Annotated in this window: 20 protein-coding genes; 15 read left to right on the forward strand and 5 right to left on the reverse strand. The window is 41.5% G+C overall.

Annotation, left to right across the window (positions count from 1 at the left end):
• Positions 1–32: 32 nt before the first annotated feature.
• The 4 genes from BKL49_RS01630 to efp all read right to left on the reverse strand — a co-directional run bounded on the left by BKL49_RS01630 (position 33) and on the right by efp (position 3577).
• A complete protein-coding gene (locus BKL49_RS01630; RefSeq protein WP_077422896.1) occupies positions 33–905 on the reverse strand; it encodes a DMT family transporter in 873 nt (290 codons plus the stop codon).
• Between the two features lie 310 nt (positions 906–1215).
• Positions 1216–2658, reverse strand: a complete 1443-nt coding sequence (gene panF / locus BKL49_RS01635; RefSeq protein WP_077422897.1) for a sodium/pantothenate symporter — start codon at positions 2656–2658, stop codon at positions 1216–1218.
• Positions 2655–2912, reverse strand: coding sequence for a YhdT family protein (locus BKL49_RS01640; protein ID WP_077422898.1), 258 nt, complete (start codon positions 2910–2912; stop codon positions 2655–2657). Before BKL49_RS01640 ends, panF begins: the two co-directional genes overlap by 4 nt.
• A gap of 98 nt (positions 2913–3010) precedes the next feature.
• Positions 3011–3577, reverse strand: coding sequence for an elongation factor P (gene efp, locus BKL49_RS01645; RefSeq protein WP_077422899.1), 567 nt, complete (start codon positions 3575–3577; stop codon positions 3011–3013).
• Positions 3578–3614: 37 nt separating this feature from the next.
• On the opposite strand from efp, the gene epmB reads away from it, so the two are divergent.
• The 7 genes from epmB (at position 3615) to BKL49_RS01680 (ending at position 11288) form a co-directional block, all read left to right on the forward strand.
• Positions 3615–4631: an EF-P beta-lysylation protein EpmB gene (gene epmB / locus BKL49_RS01650; RefSeq protein WP_077422900.1), complete on the forward strand. Its 1017-nt coding sequence runs from the start codon at positions 3615–3617 to the stop codon at positions 4629–4631.
• A gap of 101 nt (positions 4632–4732) precedes the next feature.
• Positions 4733–6136, forward strand: a complete 1404-nt coding sequence (gene oapA, locus BKL49_RS01655) for an opacity-associated protein OapA (RefSeq protein ID WP_077422920.1) — start codon at positions 4733–4735, stop codon at positions 6134–6136.
• Positions 6137–6175: 39 nt separating this feature from the next.
• On the forward strand, positions 6176–6577 hold the full coding sequence (locus BKL49_RS01660) for an MliC family protein (RefSeq protein WP_077422901.1): 402 nt from the start codon (positions 6176–6178) through the stop codon (positions 6575–6577).
• 3 nt (positions 6578–6580) lie between these two features.
• Positions 6581–7291 (forward strand): DNA repair protein RecO, encoded by a 711-nt coding sequence (recO, locus tag BKL49_RS01665; RefSeq protein WP_077422902.1) that lies wholly within the window; start codon positions 6581–6583, stop codon positions 7289–7291.
• Complete coding sequence (gene rlmD, locus BKL49_RS01670; RefSeq protein WP_077422903.1) at positions 7291–8607, forward strand: 23S rRNA (uracil(1939)-C(5))-methyltransferase RlmD; 1317 nt, start codon at positions 7291–7293, stop codon at positions 8605–8607. Before recO ends, rlmD begins: the two co-directional genes overlap by 1 nt.
• Before the next feature lie 76 nt (positions 8608–8683).
• On the forward strand, positions 8684–10918 hold the full coding sequence (relA, locus tag BKL49_RS01675) for a GTP diphosphokinase (protein ID WP_077422904.1): 2235 nt from the start codon (positions 8684–8686) through the stop codon (positions 10916–10918).
• 13 nt (positions 10919–10931) lie between these two features.
• Positions 10932–11288: a diacylglycerol kinase gene (locus tag BKL49_RS01680; RefSeq protein WP_077422905.1), complete on the forward strand. Its 357-nt coding sequence runs from the start codon at positions 10932–10934 to the stop codon at positions 11286–11288.
• A gap of 58 nt (positions 11289–11346) precedes the next feature.
• On the opposite strand, the gene BKL49_RS01685 is transcribed toward BKL49_RS01680, so the two are convergent.
• Positions 11347–12105 (reverse strand): DeoR/GlpR family DNA-binding transcription regulator, encoded by a 759-nt coding sequence (locus BKL49_RS01685; protein ID WP_077422906.1) that lies wholly within the window; start codon positions 12103–12105, stop codon positions 11347–11349.
• A 178-nt stretch (positions 12106–12283) separates the two neighbouring features.
• On the opposite strand from BKL49_RS01685, the gene ltnD reads away from it, so the two are divergent.
• The 8 genes from ltnD (at position 12284) to BKL49_RS01725 (ending at position 21507) form a co-directional block, all read left to right on the forward strand.
• Complete coding sequence (ltnD, locus tag BKL49_RS01690) at positions 12284–13192, forward strand: L-threonate dehydrogenase (RefSeq protein WP_077422907.1); 909 nt, start codon at positions 12284–12286, stop codon at positions 13190–13192.
• Positions 13192–14436, forward strand: coding sequence for a 3-oxo-tetronate kinase (gene otnK, locus BKL49_RS01695; RefSeq protein ID WP_077422908.1), 1245 nt, complete (start codon positions 13192–13194; stop codon positions 14434–14436). Before ltnD ends, otnK begins: the two co-directional genes overlap by 1 nt.
• A complete protein-coding gene (gene otnC / locus BKL49_RS01700) occupies positions 14433–15065 on the forward strand; it encodes a 3-oxo-tetronate 4-phosphate decarboxylase (RefSeq protein WP_077422909.1) in 633 nt (210 codons plus the stop codon). Before otnK ends, otnC begins: the two co-directional genes overlap by 4 nt.
• A 2-nt stretch (positions 15066–15067) precedes the next feature.
• A complete protein-coding gene (otnI, locus tag BKL49_RS01705; protein ID WP_077422910.1) occupies positions 15068–15844 on the forward strand; it encodes a 2-oxo-tetronate isomerase in 777 nt (258 codons plus the stop codon).
• Positions 15845–15930: 86 nt separating this feature from the next.
• Positions 15931–17283, forward strand: a complete 1353-nt coding sequence (locus BKL49_RS01710; protein WP_077422911.1) for a GntT/GntP/DsdX family permease — start codon at positions 15931–15933, stop codon at positions 17281–17283.
• A gap of 44 nt (positions 17284–17327) precedes the next feature.
• A complete protein-coding gene (locus BKL49_RS01715; RefSeq protein ID WP_077422912.1) occupies positions 17328–18674 on the forward strand; it encodes an alpha/beta hydrolase-fold protein in 1347 nt (448 codons plus the stop codon).
• A gap of 381 nt (positions 18675–19055) precedes the next feature.
• The gene (gene denD / locus BKL49_RS01720; RefSeq protein ID WP_077422913.1) at positions 19056–20003 is read left to right on the forward strand and encodes a D-erythronate dehydrogenase; all 948 of its coding nucleotides are present in this window, start codon (positions 19056–19058) and stop codon (positions 20001–20003) included.
• Positions 20004–20040: 37 nt separating this feature from the next.
• Positions 20041–21507: a GntT/GntP/DsdX family permease gene (locus BKL49_RS01725; RefSeq protein ID WP_077422914.1), complete on the forward strand. Its 1467-nt coding sequence runs from the start codon at positions 20041–20043 to the stop codon at positions 21505–21507.
• Positions 21508–21514: the final 7 nt, after the last annotated feature.

Consider the following 21514-nt stretch of genomic DNA (forward strand, 5'->3'; position numbering starts at 1 on the left):
TGTTTTCCTTCATTTCATAAAAGTGGTGAATATTATACTGACTTTTTTAAAAATTTTGGCAGTAATGTCGAGCCTAATGTCGCAAGCATAATGATGGTGATGCCAAGTGCGGTAGAAAATGAGAGCATTTCGCCAAGCAATAGTACAGCGAATAAAATCCCAAATAGCGGTTCAAGTGAAACCAGAATGCCGGAAAGATTTGCATCGACACTATTTAAACCTTTATTCCAGAGCCAATAAGCCAGCCAGCTACATCCGATAGCAAGATAAAATAGCCCGGTAATGCCATAGCCATTTAAATCAATATTCCAGTTTTCGGTTAGAAGTAATGTGAAAGGAAGTGTGGTTATTGAACCTAATACAATGGTAGTTGCGGTATAGGCTTCGGTGGAAACGTTGGCGATCACCGATTGTGTCCAACGCAATACACAGGCAAATATCACACCGGCAGCCAGTACCAACAGGCAACCGAGTAGGCTGATTTCATTAATGCCTTCGTGGTGTTGTCCGCCATTAATCATTACCGCAACCCCCAAAAATGCCATTGCGCCGAACAACCAGTGAAACCATTTCGCCCTATCTTTGAAAAAGAAATGACCAATAAATACGACGAGCAATGGTTCAAGCCCTATCATCGTTACTGCACTAGAGGCGGAGGTGTATTTTAACCCAATGAATTGCAATAAAAACACGGCTGTGTAATTGAAAAAGGCAAGCCACCACAGTTGTTTACGCATTGGTTTATTAATTTTTTTCCAACGGCGTAAAAATAATGGCATTACCAATATCATTGCAATGAATAACCGTGCCTGAACCACCAGAACAGGATCCATCATTGAATAGGTAAATTTGGCAGCGATTAATGAGCTACTCCAAAGAAGAAGGGCAATAACTTGGTAGATCATAGTAATTCCATTATTGTGTTCATCTTACTTCCCGTCATCCATAAATAAGGGAATATACTAAAAGTGAAATTGTCGAAACGACATACCGGTGTTGGCAATATTAACTCATAAGAATTGTTTATTTGGGTTGCATTATTAAAAAATACGCCAAATTTTGACCGCACTTTTTTGTAAAATCCAAAATATAGAGACACTACACCGGCGTCTTTATATTAACTATTGAACTTTTGATACAGATGCAAAGCATCACATTCTTACTGATAGCGATGTTGGTTTTGTGTGTTTACGGCATAATACCTTAAAAGTGCGGTCATTTTTTCTCAATTTTTTCGAGTCGGCGTTCGCCCCATTTATTACCGATTAAAAACGCCATTAAGCCGAATACCAATGCCGGTACGATCTGGTGAAATCCGAGTAATTTCACACCCAATTGAGTGAGTAAAATATAGCTCCCTAACCCGATAATCATTGAACTTAACGCACCATAGGCATTGGCTTTGTCCCAATAAATGCCCAATACAATCACCCAAAGAAAGGCGGCTTCCAATCCACCAAAAGCAAACAGGTTTAACCAAATGATCATCTCGGGCGGATTGAGGGCAGCGATGATTAACAGAGCAGTCAAAATCAAGGTGATGAGGGAAGAAATATAGCTGATTTTTTTCTCGTTTTTTGCTGCATCCGGTTTGGCGGAAAGGTATAAGTCTTTCACGAAAATGGAGGAAGATTGAATGAGTTGCGCATCAATGGTGGACATAATGGCAGACATCGGTGCGGCTAAGAAAATCCCTGCAACAATTGGTGGAAGTACCTGTAACATTAATGTTGGGATCACCTGATCGGCAATGGTTAAATCAGGAATAATGGCACGTCCTAATGCGCCGGAGAGGTGCATTCCGAACATAATCAGCGAAAGTACGATAGTCCCGATTAACATCCCCCGATGAAGGGCTTTGCTGTCTTTAAATGCCATACAACGCACCGCTGTATGCGGTAAACCCACCACACCGAAACACACCAGCACCCAAAATGAAGCCATAAATTGAAAACCAAGCATATCGTTCGGGCCGTAAGGACTGACTAACGCAGGATCAATTTCAGTTAATTTATTGACCGCACTTTCCACACCGCCAAGGGCATAAATGGTGCCACCAAGTAAAATCAACGTGCCGAAAATCATTACGGTGCCTTGAATGGTATCCGTCAATACCACCGCACGAAAACCGCCGATAAAGGTATAAATTCCCACGGTTAGGGCAAAAAGCAAGAGGGCTTGTGTATAGGAAATACCGATTGTGGTTTCCAGTAAACGCGCGCCACCGATAAATTGCACCGTCATCGCTGCAAAAAAGGCGAGCAATAAGGCAAGACTTGCGATCCAAACCAAGTATTTGTTTTTGTAACGATAAAGAAAGAGATCGTTAATCGTAAGTGCATTGGTTTCACGGGATAGTAAGGCGAATTTTTTACCGAGTGCGCCTAGGGCAAGCCATACCGCCGGTACTTGAATCATCGCTAGCAATACCCAGCCCAATCCATATTTATAAGCCGCTCCCGGCCCTCCCACAAATGAGCTAGCACTGGCGTAAGTAGAAGCAGTTGTCATCGCAAGGACAAAACCGGTCATTGAGCGATTACCCATATAGTATTCGGTTAAAAAATCACCTTTTGTGCGTTTAATATAAGCATAAATTGCCGCGCCAAAAACAAAGGTGAGATAGATAATTAAGGGCAGAATAATACCGAGATTCATTGGTTATCCTCCCGATCTTTTACTTCAAGAGAAATATCTTGATATACGATTTTGATTATCCAATACCCAATGACAATAAATAAAATCGGCAGATAAATGCAGGAAAGCTCAAACCAAAGTGGAAAACCGATCGGGCCCACAGTCTCTTTTGGTAAATAAGCACATAAGCACCAACCAATGACATATAGGACGGTTAAACCCAATGCCCATCGTGCTTCTTTGGCGGCTTGTTTGTATCGTTGTGTTAACGTCATAATGTTCCTAGAATATTTTGTTTGTTTTCTTACAAAAATGCGGTCAAAAATTCATAAGATTTTTTGACCGCACTTTGTCGCTTTGTTCCTTAACGAAATTATTTTACACGAGCCACATATTCACCGGAGCGGGTATCAACACGGATCACTTCACCAATTTGAACGAAGAGTGGTACTTTCACCACGGCACCGGTACTTAAAGTTGCCGGTTTTCCGCCGGTACCTGCCGTATCCCCTTTTAAGCCCGGATCGGTATCCACGATTTCTAATTCTACAAAGTTTGGTGGTGTGACGGTGATTGGTGCGCCATTCCATAAGGTGACGATACAATCTGCTTGGTCTAATAACCATTTTTCTGCATCACCCACGGCTTTGGCATCTGCCGAATATTGCTCGAAGGTTTCAGGGTGCATAAAGTACCAGAACGCATCGTCTTTGTATGAATAGGTTAAGTTAAGATCCATTACATCCGCCGCTTCAACGGAAGTACCGGATTTGAAGTTTACATCTAATACTTTGCCTGAAATTAATTTACGAATACGGGTGCGGGTGAATGCTTGACCTTTCCCCGGTTTAACAAATTCGTTTTCAACGATGACGCAAGGTTCACCGTCTTGCATAAATTTTAGACCCGGTTTGAAATCACTGGTAGTATATGTAGCCATATTTAAAATATCCTAAAAAATAGAGATGGTTTGAAAAGTGCGTATTTTAACCCAAGATCCCGCCGTTAGAGAAGAACAAAATTGGCTTGATATTCTGAAAAATGCGATTTCTGATCCGAAATTGTTGCTAAAAACCTTAAATTTACCGGAACAAGATTTTAAACAGGCATTAAATGCCCGCAAACTGTTTGCCCTTCGTGTGCCGCAGCCTTTTGTGGCGAAAATGGAAAAAGGTAATCCCAATGATCCGCTTTTTTTGCAAGTGATGTGTTCTGAACAGGAATTTGTGCAAACGGAAGGGTTTACCACCGATCCTTTGCAGGAACAAAATGCCAATACCGTTCCCAATATTTTGCATAAATATCAAAACCGTCTGCTTTTTATGCTGAAAGGTGGCTGTGCGGTGAATTGTCGCTACTGTTTCCGCCGCCATTTCCCTTACGATGAAAATCCGGGGAACAAAAAAAGTTGGCAGCTGGCGTTGGATTATATTGCCGCACATCCTGAAATCGAAGAAGTGATTTTTTCCGGCGGCGATCCCTTAATGGCGAAAGATGAGGAATTGGAATGGCTGATAAAACGCCTTGAAAATCTACCGCACTTGCAACGTTTACGCATTCACACCCGTTTACCGGTGGTGATCCCTCAACGCATTACCGATAAATTTTGCAGGCTATTGGCAGAAAGTCGTTTCAATACGGTGTTGGTGAGCCACATTAATCATCCGAATGAAATAGATGAAAACTTTGCACAGGCAATGCAAAAACTTAAAACCGCAAATGTGACGCTACTTAATCAATCTGTCCTGTTGAAAGGCGTGAATAATAATGCAAGGGTGCTGAAAACCTTGAGCGATAAATTATTTCAAATTGGCATTTTGCCTTATTACCTGCATTTGTTTGATAAAGTGCAGGGCGCGAGCCATTTCTTTATTGATGATAAACAGGCATTGATTTTGTATAAAGAACTGCAATCGATCACCTCCGGTTATTTAGTGCCAAAACTGGCACGGGAAATCGCCGGTGAACCAAATAAGACTTTATACGCCGAATAAGATCCGATAAAATACGCGCGATTTTTTCACCGCACTTTTGTGCTTGGCGATAAGAACAAAAACTGCCAATTATTATTAACTGAGGTAATTCTGTGAATTCTATGAATAACAATCAATCAAACGAAAATAAATCTCAAAATGAGCTGGATCTTGGTCTTAACCAAACGGATTCGGTCATTCCTCGAAAAGTGGTTCAGCACAGCGAATCTTTCTTGGATAAAGCAAAAGGCTTGACCGGTTTATTCGGCCGTAAAACGCAACCCGAAACCCAATTCCACGTACGTAAAGAGCCGACTTTTGGCGAAAATACGGTGGCACAAGAACCACTTCAACCAACCCAGCAACCGACTTTTATTAGCGAACCAAAATCAACGGTAGAAAACATTGCACAAGAAGTGGAAGAAGCCGTTGTTTCCACTGCCGAAAGCGTGGAAAACAAAGTAGAAGAAAACGTAGAACAAGTGGCAGAAACTGCCTCTTCCGTGACTGAACAGGCAAAAGAAACCTTGGCGGCAGGCGCAACGGCAGCGACTGCGTCATTAAAACGACCTGAAAAATGGAAAATTCTCCAAATTTTACCGGAAAAACATCGCCGCTTATTTATTGCCATTTTGGCATTGGTGTTGTTATTAATTATTTTCTTTGCGTTAAAACCAAACTCCGATACAGTGGAATCCTTTGAGTTGCAAAACAGCAATGAAATTCCGGTGCAATTCCAATCGTTAGATCAATCACAACCGGTTGAAACCACCGTGTTGGATAATATTGCGGCACAACAGGATAGCCCACCGGTTGCCGAGCAACCTGTTCAAACGGAATCTGTATCCTCCGAGCCGGCTAAAATGGAATATTTAGGTGACGGGCAAAAAGATGAGGCGAAAGCCCCTGAAATGCCTGCCGCACCGGTTCAAACCGTACAACAAGAAGCTGCCCCGCAACCAATGCCGGTTGCACCTGCGCCGGTTCGTCAAGAATCCGTGAGAAAGGCTGCAGTTACACAAGAAACGGTAAAACCTGCGCCACCTGTGGTTGAACGCCGTCAGGATAAAGTGAAAACCGTAAGCCAAGAACACAAAGTGCAAAAAGTGGTGCAAAAAACAGCCCCTGTTGCGAAAACAACCAAAGCGGAAGCTGCACCAAAAGTATCTGCCCAAGAAGCAAAAGCGGTCGCGAAAAATGAACGTAAAGTTCAAATTGTGGAAGCCAAACCGGCAGGAAGTAGCAAAGCGGTAACCTCTTCTACTTCATCAGCAGGGACAAGTAAAACTTTAACTGTGCCGCAAGGTGTGTCTTTAATGCAGGTGTTCCGTGATAATCAGTTAAATATTTCGGATGTAAATGCAATGACAAAAGCAAATGGTGCAGGAAATACCTTGAGCAATTTCAAACCGGGTGATAAAGTTCAGGTTTCTGTGAATGCACAAGGACGTGTAAGCGAACTCCGTCTGTCAAACGGTGCAAAATTTGTCCGTCAGGCTGATGGTTCGTATCAATTCAGAAAATAATTTAAGGGCGATTTTTCGCCCTTTTTATCATTTAAAACTATGCTAAAAAAAACATTGCTTATTTCAACCGCACTTTTGATAGGCGGTTGTTCGCAAAATGCCTTATTAGAAAAGCCACAACCGCAAAAAATGACGGTAGAAAAAGTGGATAAAGCCTCGCAAAAAGGGGCGGCGAAGTTGTATCTCTGCAAAGACGATAAAAAAGTTAGCGTGGTACATAGTACACAAAAGAAAAATAAGAAAACCCTCAAACGTGTTACCGTTACTTTTAATGAAGTGACGGAACGACTAACTATGGTGATTTCCGAACGGGGGAATAACTATGGCAATATCCGTTGGACGTGGCAGGAACGTGAGGATCTCAGCACCTTAAAAACCAGTGTGGGCGTGATTTTAGCGGAACAGTGCGTGCTGAAAGAGTCCGAGTTATTGGAAAAATAATCCGTGCAAACCGAACTGCAACGTGGCTTTGTGTTACATCGCCGTCCTTACAGCGAAACCAGTCTATTAGTGGATTTGTTCACTGAAGAAAGCGGTCGTTTGACTGTGATTGCCAAGGGGGCGCGTGCTAAACGCTCGGCGTGGAAATCGGTATTGCAACCTTTCACTCCCCTCTTATTGCGTTGGAGCGGTAAAAGCAGCCTAAAAACCCTCACGAAAGCCGAACCTGCCGCCATCACCTTGCCTTTGCAACAAATTGCCCTTTACAGCGGTTTTTATGTGAATGAATTGATTACAAGGGTGATTGAACCGGAAACCACAAACCCGCAATTATTTCAACATTATTTAAAATGTTTAACCGGACTGGCGACCGAACCCAATGTAGAACCTAGCTTGCGTTTGTTTGAATTTAATTTGCTGCAAATATTGGGCTATGGGGTGGATTTTTTACATTGTGCCGGCTCAGGCGAACCGGTGGATGCGGCAATGACTTATCGTTATCGCGAAGAAAAAGGCTTTATCGCCTCATTGGTGAAAGATAACTTCACCTTTTATGGGCGTGATCTGATCGCCTTTGAAGCCCTCGATTTTTCCGATGAAGCCGTCCGTCAGGCGGCAAAGCGTTTTACCCGTATTGCATTAAAACCCTATCTTGGCGATAAACCGCTGAAAAGTCGGGAATTATTTACTCAAAATATCTTATTTCTTAAATAATGGCACTTCTTTACACTCAACAGAAAAAAACAAAAGCCCCACAAAAAATAATAGCCGACATTCAAGCATTGGATTATCAAGGGCTGGGTGTGGCGAAAATAAAGGGCAAAACTTGGTTTATCGAAAACGCCTTGCCACAAGAAACGGTGGAATGTTCCGTCATTGAAGACAAAAGCCGATATGGCAGGGCGATTGCTAAAAAATGGTTAAACCGAAGCGAACAACGTGTTGAACCGCATTGTATTTATTATGCTCAGTGTGGCGGTTGTCAGGCACAGCACATCCCAATTGAAATGCAACGGGAAGCCAAGCAAACCGCCTTGTTTAAACGGCTAAGCAAACTTCAAACCGAAGCGATTGATTTTCAGCCGATGATTTGTGGTGAACCTTGGGGCTATCGCCGCCGAGTGCGATTGAGCTTAGGGTTTAATCTGAAAACCAAAGAGCTTGAAATGGGCTTTCGGCGGAAAAATTCTAACGAGCTTATTGCCATTCAATCTTGTGACGTGGCAGAACCCGTCATCAATCATTTGTTGCCAAAATTGACCACACTTTTGCGTGATTATTCCACCCCAAAACAACTGGGGCATATTGAATTGGTTATGGCTGATAATGGCGTGGCGATGTTGTTACGTTATAAAGGAAATTTGAGCGAAACCGACCGCACTTTGTTGCTCAATTTTGCCGAACAGGAAGAGATAATGCTCTTTTTGCAAAGTGATGAGGAAATTGAACAATGTTCTGCACAAACGCCTTATTATCAATTCAAGAATGGCATAAGGCTACATTTTGATATTCGGGATTTTATTCAGGTTAATCGCCGGCTTAACGAAAAAATGGTGGAAACCGCATTAGATTGGCTGGATTTGCAACCAACGGATCACATATTAGATCTTTTCTGTGGAATGGGGAATTTTACCTTACCGCTCGCCAAACGGGTAAAAAGTGCGGTCGGCATTGAAGGTGTTTTTGAAATGGTGCAAAAAGCCAAGCAAAATGCCGAAGGAAATTGCCTCAATAATATTGAATTTTTCCAAGCAAATCTTGACCAATCTTTTGTCGATCAAGTTTGGGCGAAACAGTCTTTCAACAAAATCTTACTCGACCCACCACGCAGTGGAGCGGCTTTCGCGCTGAACGCCTTGTGCGCATTAAAAGCGGAAAAGATTTTGTATATTTCCTGTAATCCGGCAACCTTAGCGCGTGATGCGGAAATTTTACGGGACTTTGGTTACCGCATTGAAAAGACTGCCGCGATTGATATGTTTCCTCATACAGGGCATTTAGAATCGATCACCTTATTTTCTGCAAAATAAATCGGCTATTCTGTTACAATAGCGGGTCTAAAGAGCGACCGGATGTCGCTCTTATTTTCATTAACCGGGAGGTATTATGGTTGCTGTTCGTGGTTCTCATTTGTTAAATCCGCAAGATTTTGTGATTGAACAATGGTGCGAGGGATTAAAACTGGCGGAACAGACGGAGAAAAGTCTGATTAATGCTTGGTATTATGCCCGTAAACAGATTGAAGCCCATCCCGAAGTGATGAAAAACGCCACCTTAACCCTGCAATCCGGTGTGGAAATGGTGGAAATTCTCCACGACTTGAATATGGATGCGGAAAGCCTGATTACGGCAATGCTGTTCCCTATTGTGGCGAATCATTTGGTAGATTGGGAAGCGTTAAAAGAAGAATTTGGTGGCAAAATTACCAAATTGCTGAAAGGCGTGGAAGAAATGGACAATATTCGTCAGCTCAACGCCAGCCATTCTGCCAATGCCCTGCAAGTGGATAATGTCCGCCGTATGTTGCTTGCAATGGTGGATGATTTCCGCTGTGTCATTATTAAACTAGCCGAACGTATTACCTTTCTACGAGATGCGGAAAATCGCTGTTCTGAAGAAGAAAAAGTGCTTGCTGCCAAAGAATGTTCCAACATTTATGCCCCCCTTGCCAACCGTTTAGGAATTGGTCAGCTCAAATGGGAGCTGGAAGATTACTGTTTCCGCTATTTGCACCCTGAACAATACCGTGCCATCGCCAAACTTTTACAAGAACGCCGTCTTGATCGTGAACAATACATCGCCGATTTTGTGGCAGAATTGAGCGGTTATTTGCGTGAAAATATTGAACAGGTTGAAGTGTATGGTCGTCCAAAACACATTTACAGCATTTGGCGTAAAATGCAGAAAAAGCATTTGGAATTTAGTGGTTTGTACGATGTAAGAGCGGTCAGAATTATTGTACAAAAATTGCAGGATTGTTATACCGCACTGGGGATTGTGCATACCCATTTTAAACATCTACCAAAAGAATTTGACGATTATGTTGCCAATCCAAAACCGAATGGGTATCAATCGATTCACACGGTGGTATTAGGGAAAGGCGGCAAGCCGATTGAAGTACAAATCCGCACCCAACAAATGCACGATGATGCCGAATTAGGGGTTGCCGCACATTGGAAATACAAAGAAGGCAATACCGGCAGCCTTTCCGCTTATGAAGAAAAAATTGCGTGGTTGCGTAAATTGTTAGCGTGGCAGGATGATATTACCGATTCCGGCGAAGTGATGGCGGAATTACGTAGTCAAGTATTTGATGATCGAGTGTATGTCTTCACGCCAAAAGGCGAAGTGGTGGATTTACCCACCGGCTCGACCCCCCTTGATTTCGCCTATGCTATTCATAGTGAAATTGGACATCGTTGCATTGGGGCGAAAGTTGGCGGGCGAATTGTTCCTTTCACTTATCAATTACAAATGGGCGATCAAATTGACATCATCACCCAGAAAAATCCCAACCCGAGCCGTGATTGGCTTAACCCGAATTTAGGTTTTACCCACACGGCAAAATCCCGTGCCAAAATTCAGGCGTGGTTCAAAAAACAGGATCGCGATAAAAACGTGCCGGCAGGTAAAGAACTGCTGGATAACGAACTGGCACGTTTAAATTTGAGTTTAAAACAGGTTGAGCAACACGCACTGCCCCGTTATAACCTAAAAAATATGGAAGATCTCTATGCTGGGATCGGAAGTGGAGATATTCGCCTGAATCAGCTTGTCAATTTCTTGCAAAATAAATTGATTAAAATCACCGCAGAAGAAGCGGATCAAGAAATTTTACGCCACGTGGCGAATAAGAGTGCCAACAATAATGCCCAACAAAAAGCGGCGGCGAAAAACGGTTATGTGATTGTGGAAGGGGTGGGGAATTTAATGCACCATATGGCACGTTGCTGCCAGCCCATTCCGGGTGATGCGATTGTGGGTTACATCACAATGGGGCGGGGGATTTCCATTCATCGTAGCGATTGCGAACAATTTTTAGATTTACAAGCCGCTCATCCGGAGCGGGTGGTGGAATCCATTTGGGGCGAAAATTATACCAGTGGTTTCCGCATTAATATTCGTGTTGTGGCAAGCGATCGTAACGGTTTGTTGCGCGACATCACGACTGTGTTGGCGAATGAAAAAATCAGTGTGTTGGGCGTTGCAAGCCGTACCGATACTAAAAAACAACTGGCAACCATTGATATGGAAATTGAACTGCATAACGTGGAAAGCCTGAGTAAAATTTTGGCACGATTGGCAAAATTAGATGATGTGATTGAAGCAAAACGTTTATAAAAGTAGGTATTTTATGTATAAAACCACGGGGCTTACCCATTTAATCAATTCAACAAAATATTCCCTTCAAGGCTTAAAAAGTGCATTCAAAAATGAAACCGCTTTCCGCCACGAATGTTTCTTAGCCTGTATTTTGATTCCACTGGCGGTTTGGTTGGGGGAAACCAAAATTGAAATTGCGTTAATGATTGCTTCCGTGTTACTTGTGATGGCGGTGGAATTGTTAAACAGTGCCGTTGAGGCGGTGGTGGATCGCATTGGCACTGAACACCACGAGCTTTCGGGGAGGGCAAAAGATCAAGGCTCCGCCGCCGTTTTTATTGCCCTTTGTATTGTTGTGGTTGTTTGGGGAAGTATTTTATTCTTCTAAAGTGCGGTCAATTTGAAGCAAGATTTTGGCTTATGTTTTAGCATAAGCCATTTCTATTTTACACCGCAGTGAAATCAATATTCAGTTCTTTAATGGCATTTTGTGCGGATTCAACCAAATTTTTATCGCAAATGATGTGATCAAACCGGGTGAGGGAGCAAATATGGAAGGTGGCAACTTTGCCGTATTTTGAAGAATCGGAAACCAAAATACGTTGATTGCTTGAATCCAACAAGGCTTTTTTCACAGGCAGTTTGGTTTCATCGGGGGTGGTTAAGCCTTTTAACGTCCACGATGAAGTGGAAACAAATGCCATATCAATGGAGAGTTGACGCAAGAATTGCCCGGCAAGTTCCCCAACAGAAGAATGATTCAATTTATTTACCGTGCCACCGATATGAATTAACTCGCATTGTCCGTTTGTCATCAAAAAATGCGCGATAGAAAAATCATTCGTAATCACTAATAAATCATCCCGTTCAATTAAACGATAAGCCATTTCCAATGTGGTTGTTCCCGCATCAAGATAGATTGTCGTATTGGTTGGAATAAGTTGAACGGCTGTCTCACCAATTTGTTCTTTTTGAGGGTGAAAAAGTAAGGATTTATCTTGGTGGGTTGGCTCAAAAGAAAGATGTTCTTGTATGGTTACGCCACCGGAAACAGAAAGCACTTTTCCCATTTCTTCTAATTTCTGAATATCACGGCGAATTGTCATATGTGAAACATTCAGCGAATCAACTAATTGTGCAATGCTAACAATGCCTTTTTGGCTAATTAAATTGAGTAATAGTTTTTGTCGTTCTGCCGGAATCATAAGCACTCCCTAAAAATTGTCGCATTATATCTTTTTTTCTTTATCCTATCTATTTTTCACACTTAATAACAAAATATAACATCAATGTTAAATTTTGTGATCTCTATCACGTTTTTTTACATTGCTCTATGGCAGAATGCATTTCATCAATTAATGAACTTACTGTTTGGAGGATGTAATGTCGAAGGAATCATATTCAGTTGCCGTTGTGGGTTTAGGTGCAATGGGAATGGGGGCGGCTCAATCTTGTATAAAAGCGGGATTGACCACTTATGGCGTAGATCTTAACCCACAAGCGCTGGCAAAACTAAAAGCAGACGGAGCCTATGCGGTGGGGCAAAGTGCGGTCGATTTTGCCGATAAATTAGATGCCGTAGTATTGCTTGTGGTGAATGCAGCACAAGTCAATGCCGTGCTATTTAGTGAAAATGGCTTGGCAGAAAAGCTGAAGAAAGGCACGGCGGTGATGGTGTCTTCCACCATTTCTGCACAAGATGCCAAAGAGATTTCACAAAAATTAACAAATTTAGGCTTGGTGATGTTAGATGCGCCGGTGTCAGGTGGCGCAGCGAAGGCGGCATTAGGGCAAATGACCGTGATGGCATCGGGTTCGACACAAGCCTTTGAAAAATTACAACCGGTGCTTAATGCGGTTGCCGGCAAGGTTTATAACATTGGCGAAGAAATCGGTTTGGGCGCAACGGTAAAAATTATTCACCAGTTACTTGCCGGCGTGCATATCGCAGCCGGTGCAGAAGCAATGGCACTTGCCGCCAAAGCAGGCATTCCCCTTGATTTAATGTATGACGTGGTGACGAACGCCGCCGGTAATTCTTGGATGTTTGAAAATCGTATGAAACACGTGGTGGAAGGTGATTATTCACCACTTTCTATGGTGGATATTTTTGTGAAAGATCTAGGGTTGGTGAATGATACGGCGAAATCCTTGCATTTTCCACTTCACCTTGCGAGTACGGCATATTCTATGTTTACCGAGGCAAGCAATGCCGGTTATGGCAAAGAAGATGACAGTGCCGTGATCAAAATTTTTAGCGGAATCGAATTACCGAAAAAAGGAGTGCAATGATGTTAGGTGTTATAGCAGATGATTTTACCGGTGCAAGCGATATTGCCAGTTTCTTAGTGGAGAATGGTTTGCATACGGTACAAATGAATGGCGTACCTAATGCCCCTTTGAGTGAAAAAGTGGATGCCATTGTGATTAGCTTAAAATCCCGTTCCAATCCGGTGAATGAAGCCATTGAGCAATCATTGAATGCGCTTGAATGGTTGCAAAAGTGCGGTTGTTCTCAGTTCTATTTTAAATATTGTTCCACCTTTGACAGCACAGAGAAAGGCAATATAGGGCCGGTGACTGATGCTTTATTAGATGCTCTTAATGACGATTTCACTGTGATCACCCCAGCTTTACCGGTGAATGGTAGAACCATTTTTAACGGCTATTTATTTGTCGGTGATGTACTGCTCAACGAATCCGGTATGCGCGATCACCCGATTACGCCAATGAAAGAGGCGAATCTTATGCGTTTAATGGATGCCCAAGCCAGAGGGAAAACCGGTTTAGTGAGTTATGCCGATGTGATGCAAGGGGCAGAATACGTGAAATCTTGTTTTGTTAAGTTGAAGCAAAATGGTTTCCGTTATGCCGTGGTGGATGCGGTGGATAATCGCCAACTTGCTGTGCTTGCGGAAGCGGTCAGTGATTTGAAATTGGTAACCGGTGGCTCCGGTTTAGGCGCATATATGGCGGCAAGATTAAGCGGCGACAAAAAAGCAACAGATGCTTTCACGCCGAAAAAAGGCAGAAGCGTGATTCTTTCCGGTTCTTGCTCTGTGATGACAAATAAACAAGTGAATGCTTACAAAGAAAAAGCGACAGGTATTTATCTCGATGTCGAGAAAGCCATTGCAGACAACAATTATGCACAAACCTTGTTTGAACAAGTTTTACCACATCTTGATGAACCTCTCGCTCCAATGGTTTATGCCACTGTACCACCGGATCAACTGAAACAAATTCAACATCAATTTGGAGGCGATCAAGCAAGTCACGCCATTGAGCAAACTTTTGCACAATTAGCACAGTTATTAAAAAGCAATGCTCATGTTGAAAACTTTATTACCGCAGGTGGCGAAACCTCTAGCATTGTAGTGCAACAACTTGGTTTTACCGGCTTCCAAATCGGTAAACAAATTGCCCCGGGTGTGCCGTGGTTAAAAGTATTAGGCGAATCGACCGCACTTGCTTTGAAATCGGGCAATTTTGGCAAAGAAAGTTTCTTTACTGATGCGCAAGGAATGATGTTATGACAGAAGCAGAACTAAAGACATTAATGGTACAGCTTGGACGTTCCTTTTATGAACGTGGTTATACTGTCGGTGGTGCTGGAAATCTTTCCGTACGCTTGGATAAAAATCGAATTTTAGTTACCCCTACCGGAAGTTCTCTTGGGCGATTGCAAGAAGCACGTCTTTCCGTATTAGATATGGAAGGCAATGTGTTGGAAGGTGATAAACCCTCAAAAGAATCGGTATTTCATTTGGCAATGTATCGGAAAAATCCGGAATGTGGGGCAATTGTGCATTTGCATTCCAGTTACTTAACCGCGCTTTCTTGCTTAGAAAATCTCGATCCGCAAAATGCCATGAAAGCCTTCACGCCTTATTATGTTATGCGAGTTGGACGTTTGCCGGTTATTCCTTATTACCGCCCGGGTTCACCGAAAATTGCAGAGGAACTTGAAGCCCGAGCTTTATCTGGAAAGGCGTTTTTGCTTGCCAATCACGGTGTGGTTGTGACAGGGAAAGATTTGCTGGATGCCGCCGATAATACAGAAGAACTGGAAGAAACCGCGAAACTGTTCTTCCTATTACAAGGGCAAAAAGTTCGTTATCTCACTGATGATGAAGTCAATGATTTAAAAAACAGAGGAAAGTAACTATGCCAAAATTTGCTGCGAATTTAACAATGATGTTTAACGAGGTGCCATTTATTGAACGCTTTGAAGCGGCTGCAAGGGCCGGTTTTAAATATGTTGAATTTCTCTGGCCTTATGATTATTCCGTTGAAACGATCAAACAAGAATTAAATAAACATGGTCTACAAGTAGTGTTATTTAACACACCAGCAGGCGATGTCACCCAAGGTGAATGGGGCGTTTCTGCCATTCCGGGACGTGAAGCCCAAAGCCATCAACATATTGATCTTGCCTTGGAATATGCCGTTGGATTGGGTTGCCCGAATGTGCATATTATGGCGGCAGTCGTACCGGAAGGGATGAACAAAGTCGAATACCAAGAAACGTTCATTCGTAATATTCGCTATGCGGCAGAGAAATTTAAACCTCACGGTGTGAATATTTTACTTGAAGCACTAAGTCCGGAAGTTAAACCGAACTATTTGCTCAAAAGCCAATATGACACCTTAGATATCGTAGAACGGGTGGCACGCGATAATGTATTTGTGCAGTTGGATTATTTCCATGCTCAAAATGTGGACGGCAATTTAGCCCGTTTAACCGATAAATTAAACGGCAAATTTGCCCATGTACAAATCGCTTCTGTGCCGGATCGGCATGAACCGGATGAGGGCGAAATTAACTATGAATATATTTTCAACAAGCTCGATGAAATTGGTTATCAAGGCTTTGTCGGTTGCGAATATAAACCACGGGGCGAAACCACAAGTGGCTTAGGCTGGTTTGTGAAATATAAATAGGTAAGAAAGTGCGGTTGTTTTTTGAGTAGTTTTAAAACGTCATAAAAAATGACCGCTCTTTTTATATCCGTGACTAAGGAGTATTTATGTCTAATGAAATGCTGATTCTGATTGGTTTAGCGAGTGTTGCAGCATTGTTAACCATTATGATTAAAGGGAAAGTTCATCCTTTTATTGCCCTCGGGCTTGTGAGTATTGCCGTTGCACTGAGTGCAGGTATTCCAATGAACAAAGTCATTCCAACATTGGTAAGTGGAATGGGCGGTACATTAGGAAGCGTTGCTTTAATCGTTGGGTTAGGGGCAATGCTTGGAAAAATTATTGAAAAATCCAATGGGGCGGATGTGTTGGCAGCTTGGCTACTGGATAAATTCGGAGAAAAACGTGCTGCTTTTGCTTTAGGGGCAACAGGATTTATTTTTGGAATTCCTGTATTTGTAGATGTGGGCTTTATCGTATTACTACCGATTATTTTTAGTGTGGCGCGAAGACTAGGCGGTAATATGCTCGTTTATGCGTTACCTATTGGTCTCTCAATGCTCATGGTACATGTAATGTTACCACCACATCCGGGCGTTGTTGCCGGGGCGCAAGTTTTAAGTGCTGATATTGGCTTTGTTTTAGGAATTGGTTTATGTGCAGCATTGCCGGCTTATTTACTTGGTCAGTTATTTATCCCATTTTTTACGAACCGCACATTTATTCATGTGCCTACTTCAACCGATTTAATTGAATATCAAAAACAATTGGCACATGATGTTTCAGGGTTACCTAAATTTGGCACGGTGTTAAGTATGATTGCTTTCCCATTGATATTAATCATGCTAGGGACAATCACTGCCGTTACCTTACCAAAAGAACATATTGTTCGTGAAATCTTCAGTATGGTAGGAAGTTCACCATTTGCCTTATTACTTGCTGTTTGTGTGTCATCTTATGTATTAGGTTTACGCCGTGGCTGGAATAAAGAGAAATTAGAAGAAATTCTTAATTCATCTTTGGCACCTATTGCCGGCATTATTTTAATTACAGGTGCCGGAGGAATGTTTGGTAAAGTTTTAGATGCGAGCGGGGTTGGTAAAGCATTGGCTGATGTATTGTCCGGTACCGGATTGCATATTCTTGCATTGGGATTTGTTCTTGCCGCTTTGTTGCGTGCTGCACAAGGTTCGGCAACGGTGGCGATTATTACCACCGCAACAATTTTATCGCCTGTTATTACCACGGCGGGATATAGTGGCGTTCAAATCGCATTGATTACTGCGGCTATGGGGGCAGGCTCAATGACATTATCTCACGTGAATGACAGCTTATTCTGGGTGTGGACTAAATTCTTCGGTATCTCGGTTGCCGATGGATTAAAAACTTGGAGCATTCTTACCACAATCTACGGAACGATTGCGTTCATAATAATCGGTTTAATGTGGTTCTTTGTGTAACGATAAAAAGGTTCGCGACAGGTTGCTTTATGTAAGGGGGAACTATGTTTAAAAAAATGTTTATTGCGACTTCTCTATTTTTTCTATCAAACGGGATCTTGGCTCAAGATGACATTCCCAAATTGGGAAAAACGATTCGGGCTACATTGCTTGCAGAGGTGACGCCATTGGGTCAAAAGATAACGGCTTTAGCGTTAGAGTATGAGGATAATGTTCTGGCAAATAGTGATTTGCGATCTGCATACAAAGTATTTACACAATTGGAGGAAAAAGAAAAATTACCCCGCTCTATCATTCGTGCCTATGTCAATGATTTACCTGAGCGGGCTGTGCAAGCAAAGTCCGGAAGGTTTGTAATTCTTGAATTAGATGAGCGGGATCCTAATGCTGCGTTCTATTCTTTAAGATTGGATAATCAACAACCGATGAAGTTTCGTGCAAAGGATAACTCAGGTCATATTATTGAAATTGAAAAGGTACAAAGCATAAAGATCCCACAATATTACGGTAGTAAATTAGCTTATCAAATTCAACAAAGCGGATATATAAAACTTTCTAATGGAAAAACGATTGAAAGAAATGAAATAGTTCAATATGCAGAAAAAAGTCATGTTAAAACGTTGTTCATTGATGATTTTACCGAACACCAGGTCTCACTGAGTGAAAATAATAGTTTGAAGTACCGTTTTTATCGCCCTGATGTGGTTAAAGACAAGAAATATCCTCTTACGATTTTTTTACATGGTTCAGGTCAAGTCGGTTCGGATAATATTGCACATATTGTTTCAAATAAAGGGGCTATATCAACATTGCAATATGAGCAAGGATTTGTGCTTGCTCCTCAATATGAGTCGGTATTTGATCCTTTTGATAATCAAGAAAAAGGACAAAAAGGGGGCATCCATTGGCAAACTCAAAATCGAGCTAATTTGGTACTAAAAATGATAGACAATGTTGTAAAAGAAAATCCGGCTATTGATAGAAATCGTATTTACTTGGTTGGTTTGTCTCGTGGTGCTGAGGGTGCAATGAATCTTTTGTTAACTCGCCCAAACTTTTTTGCGGGGGCTTTATTGGCTAGTGGTAGAGAGGCTTATACAACAGAATGGGTTGATGGCAATGCCAATAAAAATAATTTAACCCCAATTAAAGATATGCCTATATGGTTTTTCCATAGCAAGGAAGATAAGGTTTCTCCGGTAAAAGGCTCTAGAATCAATTATCAAATTCTTGTTAATGAGCTAGGCGCAAAGCACGTTAGATATACTGAATTTAGCATGGAAAAGGAAGGAGATAATGGAATTTTAAATAATAGTGCACATAACACTTGGGATGTTGTATTTAATAGCCCGGAGGTGTTGGGGTGGTTATTACAACAAAAACGTAAGTAAATTTAAGGAGAATATCTATAAATCTATTCCCCCCTTATCAATCTCAAAGATTTGGTTGAAGGAGCATTAAACAAGTTATCGGGAGTAGGTGAACTAAATACATATATTACAATAGCGATGGTATCTGAAGGAGAGGATAAAGTGGAATATCAACAAATCTTTATCCGTAGTATTTTCTACATTTCAGGAAAATTTAAACCCTGCGACATAAAGTAGTAATGTCCTAAGTAAAACTGAATTCTCACTTCTAGGATAGTTTGAGCAGTGTAAATAAGTGACGAAGTGCGGTTGTTTTTTTGAGTAGTTTTAAAACGTCATAAAAAATGATCGCTCTTTTTATACCCTAAATTTGTCTTTTTAAAGATTGAAGGAGCGTTTTTTATGAAAATTGTTATTACTGGTGGACAAGGGTTTTTAGGCCAACGTCTTGCTAAAACATTACTTAATCAAAATCAAATTATGGTCGATGAGTTGACACTAATCGATGTTGTTAAACCAAGTGCACCAAATAATGATCCTCGTGTGAAATGTTTTGAAATGGATCTACGTTATCCTCAAGGCTTGGAAAATATTATTACATCGGAAACTGATGCCGTTTTCCACCTTGCGGCGATCGTGAGTAGCCATGCCGAGCAAGAGCCGGATCTTGGATATGAAATTAATTTTTTAGCTACAAGAAACTTACTTGAAGTTTGTCGCCATAATAATCCTAAAGTCCGTTTTGTTTTTTCCAGTTCACTTGCGGTGTTTGGCGGAGAGTTACCGACGGTTATTCAAAATAATACTGCGGTTACCCCACAATCTACTTATGGAACTCAAAAGGCAATGAGTGAATTACTCATCAACGACTATACAAGAAAAGGTTTTGTTGATGGTTTATGTGTTCGTCTCCCTACAATTTGTATTCGTCCGGGAAAACCAAATAAAGCCGCTTCTTCTTTTGTAAGTAGCATTATTCGTGAACCATTGTATGGTGAAAAAGCCATTTGTCCGGTTTCACAAGATTTATTACTTTGGTTATCCAGTCCGAATACGATTATAGAAAACTTTATCCATACACTAACCTTGCCATCTTTACCGTTGCGTAGTTGGCATGTCATTAATCTCCCGGGGTTTACAGTCAGCGTGAAACAAATGCTTTCAGATTTAGCTGAAGTAAAAGGTGAGCAAATTTTACAAAATGTGAAGTTTGAATTTGATGAAGGGATTAATAACATCGTGGCAAGTTGGCCGGCTGAAATAAATTGTTCACAAGCATTAAATTTAGGTTTTATGGTGGATAGTAATTTCAAAGAGGTCATTCAGCAATTTATTCAATTTGATATGTAAAGTAATAACAATTCCGGTGTGGAATTAAGGAACATTTATGTTTGGACTACCTATGCCAATTATTGGCTTAATTATTGCTGTATTTATTCTTATTGTTTTAGTGTTAAGAACACGTGTTCACGCGTTTATTGCAATGCTTATTGCAGCATCTGTAGCCGGTCTGGTTGGTGGGATGAGTGTTAATGATACTTTAGGTGCAATCACTAAAGGCTTTGGCGGTACGCTCGGTGGAATCGGTATTGTTATCGGTTTAGGGGTTATGATGGGAAGCGTCTTGGAGGTTTCGGGTGCTGCAGAGAAAATGGCATTTAGTTTCATTAAATTCCTTGGTAAAAAGAAGGAAGAGTGGGCATTAGCCATTACTGGTTATGTTGTTAGTATCCCTATTTTTGTAGATTCAGCTTTTGTGATTTTATATCCGGTTGCAAAAGCACTTGCAAAAAATGGTAAACGTTCATTACTTACCCTCGGCGTTGCGCTTGCAGGCGGTTTAGTTGTAACGCACCACACAGTTCCCCCAACACCGGGACCATTAGGCGTTGCGGGCTTGTTTGGTGTTGATATTGGGGCAATGCTACTTGTTGGTATGTCATTTGCAGTACTTCCTGTAGTAGGTATCGTTCTCTATGCTAAATGGTTAGATAAAAAGTATCCGACATTTAATCAAGAGGCATTTTCTACTGAGGAATTAAAACAAAAATATGATGATTATATTGAAAAACACGAGAAGAAAGATCTTCCAAGTTTAGGGCTATCTTTACTTCCTATCGTACTACCGATCCTACTTATCTTTATTAAAGCAATTCTTGATTTGGCGATTAAAAGTGATCCTACTATTGCAGAGATGAAAATCTATCATTTATTTGCTTTTATAGGGCATCCAATGATTGCACTTGCCTTAAGCGTGATAATTTCTGTTTACACACTTTTGCCAAAAGTAGATAAAAATTCGACCGCACTTCATTTGGAAGAAGGAGTAAAAACCGCAGGGATTATTCTTCTTGTGACAGGTGCCGGCGGTGCGTTAGGGGCTGTATTAAGAGATAGTGGAGCCGGTATGGTATTGGCTGAACAGATAGCAAAACTTCCAATTTCACCGATCTTAGTTCCGTTTATCATTGCAACCTTAGTGAGATTTATTCAAGGTTCCGGCACGGTAGCAATGATTACTGCAGCTTCAATCTCCGCTCCAATTTTAGCACAAATGCCAAATGTTAATATGTTGCTAGCGGCACAGGCTGCCACTATGGGATCGCTATTCTTTGGGTATTTTAATGATAGCTTGTTCTGGGTTGTAAATCGAATGATGGGCATTAATGATGTAAAAAAACAGATGATTGTTTGGTCTGTACCGACAACAATTGCATGGGCTATTGGGGGAAGCTTAGTCATTATTGCAAACTTGATTTGGGGCAATGATGGTTCTGTAACCGATTTGATTTTCCCATTAGGTATCTTGGCGTTAATTATGGGATATGTTCAAGTTCAGAATAAAAAATTATAGCGTTGAG

The sequence above is a fragment of the Rodentibacter myodis genome (assembly GCF_001999305.1).
GTDB classification, from domain to species: domain Bacteria; phylum Pseudomonadota; class Gammaproteobacteria; order Enterobacterales; family Pasteurellaceae; genus Rodentibacter; species Rodentibacter myodis.

Bases quoted from the DNA above. Each gene is read 5' to 3' on its own strand.
- BKL49_RS01715 (WP_077422912.1), top strand. From the start codon at position 17,328: ATGTTTAAAAAAATGTTTATTGCGACTTCTCTATTTTTTCTATCAAAC.
- BKL49_RS01680 (WP_077422905.1), top strand. From the start codon at position 10,932: ATGTATAAAACCACGGGGCTTACCCATTTAATCAATTCAACAAAATAT.
- ltnD (WP_077422907.1), top strand. From the start codon at position 12,284: ATGTCGAAGGAATCATATTCAGTTGCCGTTGTGGGTTTAGGTGCAATG.
- BKL49_RS01685 (WP_077422906.1), bottom strand. From the start codon at position 12,105: ATGATTCCGGCAGAACGACAAAAACTATTACTCAATTTAATTAGCCAA.
- BKL49_RS01660 (WP_077422901.1), top strand. From the start codon at position 6,176: ATGCTAAAAAAAACATTGCTTATTTCAACCGCACTTTTGATAGGCGGT.
- BKL49_RS01640 (WP_077422898.1), bottom strand. From the start codon at position 2,912: ATGACGTTAACACAACGATACAAACAAGCCGCCAAAGAAGCACGATGG.
- BKL49_RS01630 (WP_077422896.1), bottom strand. From the start codon at position 905: ATGATCTACCAAGTTATTGCCCTTCTTCTTTGGAGTAGCTCATTAATC.
- denD (WP_077422913.1), top strand. From the start codon at position 19,056: ATGAAAATTGTTATTACTGGTGGACAAGGGTTTTTAGGCCAACGTCTT.
- otnI (WP_077422910.1), top strand. From the start codon at position 15,068: ATGCCAAAATTTGCTGCGAATTTAACAATGATGTTTAACGAGGTGCCA.
- oapA (WP_077422920.1), top strand. From the start codon at position 4,733: ATGAATAACAATCAATCAAACGAAAATAAATCTCAAAATGAGCTGGAT.
- panF (WP_077422897.1), bottom strand. From the start codon at position 2,658: ATGAATCTCGGTATTATTCTGCCCTTAATTATCTATCTCACCTTTGTT.
- efp (WP_077422899.1), bottom strand. From the start codon at position 3,577: ATGGCTACATATACTACCAGTGATTTCAAACCGGGTCTAAAATTTATG.
- BKL49_RS01710 (WP_077422911.1), top strand. From the start codon at position 15,931: ATGTCTAATGAAATGCTGATTCTGATTGGTTTAGCGAGTGTTGCAGCA.
- relA (WP_077422904.1), top strand. From the start codon at position 8,684: ATGGTTGCTGTTCGTGGTTCTCATTTGTTAAATCCGCAAGATTTTGTG.
- otnC (WP_077422909.1), top strand. From the start codon at position 14,433: ATGACAGAAGCAGAACTAAAGACATTAATGGTACAGCTTGGACGTTCC.
- otnK (WP_077422908.1), top strand. From the start codon at position 13,192: ATGTTAGGTGTTATAGCAGATGATTTTACCGGTGCAAGCGATATTGCC.
- rlmD (WP_077422903.1), top strand. From the start codon at position 7,291: ATGGCACTTCTTTACACTCAACAGAAAAAAACAAAAGCCCCACAAAAA.
- BKL49_RS01725 (WP_077422914.1), top strand. From the start codon at position 20,041: ATGTTTGGACTACCTATGCCAATTATTGGCTTAATTATTGCTGTATTT.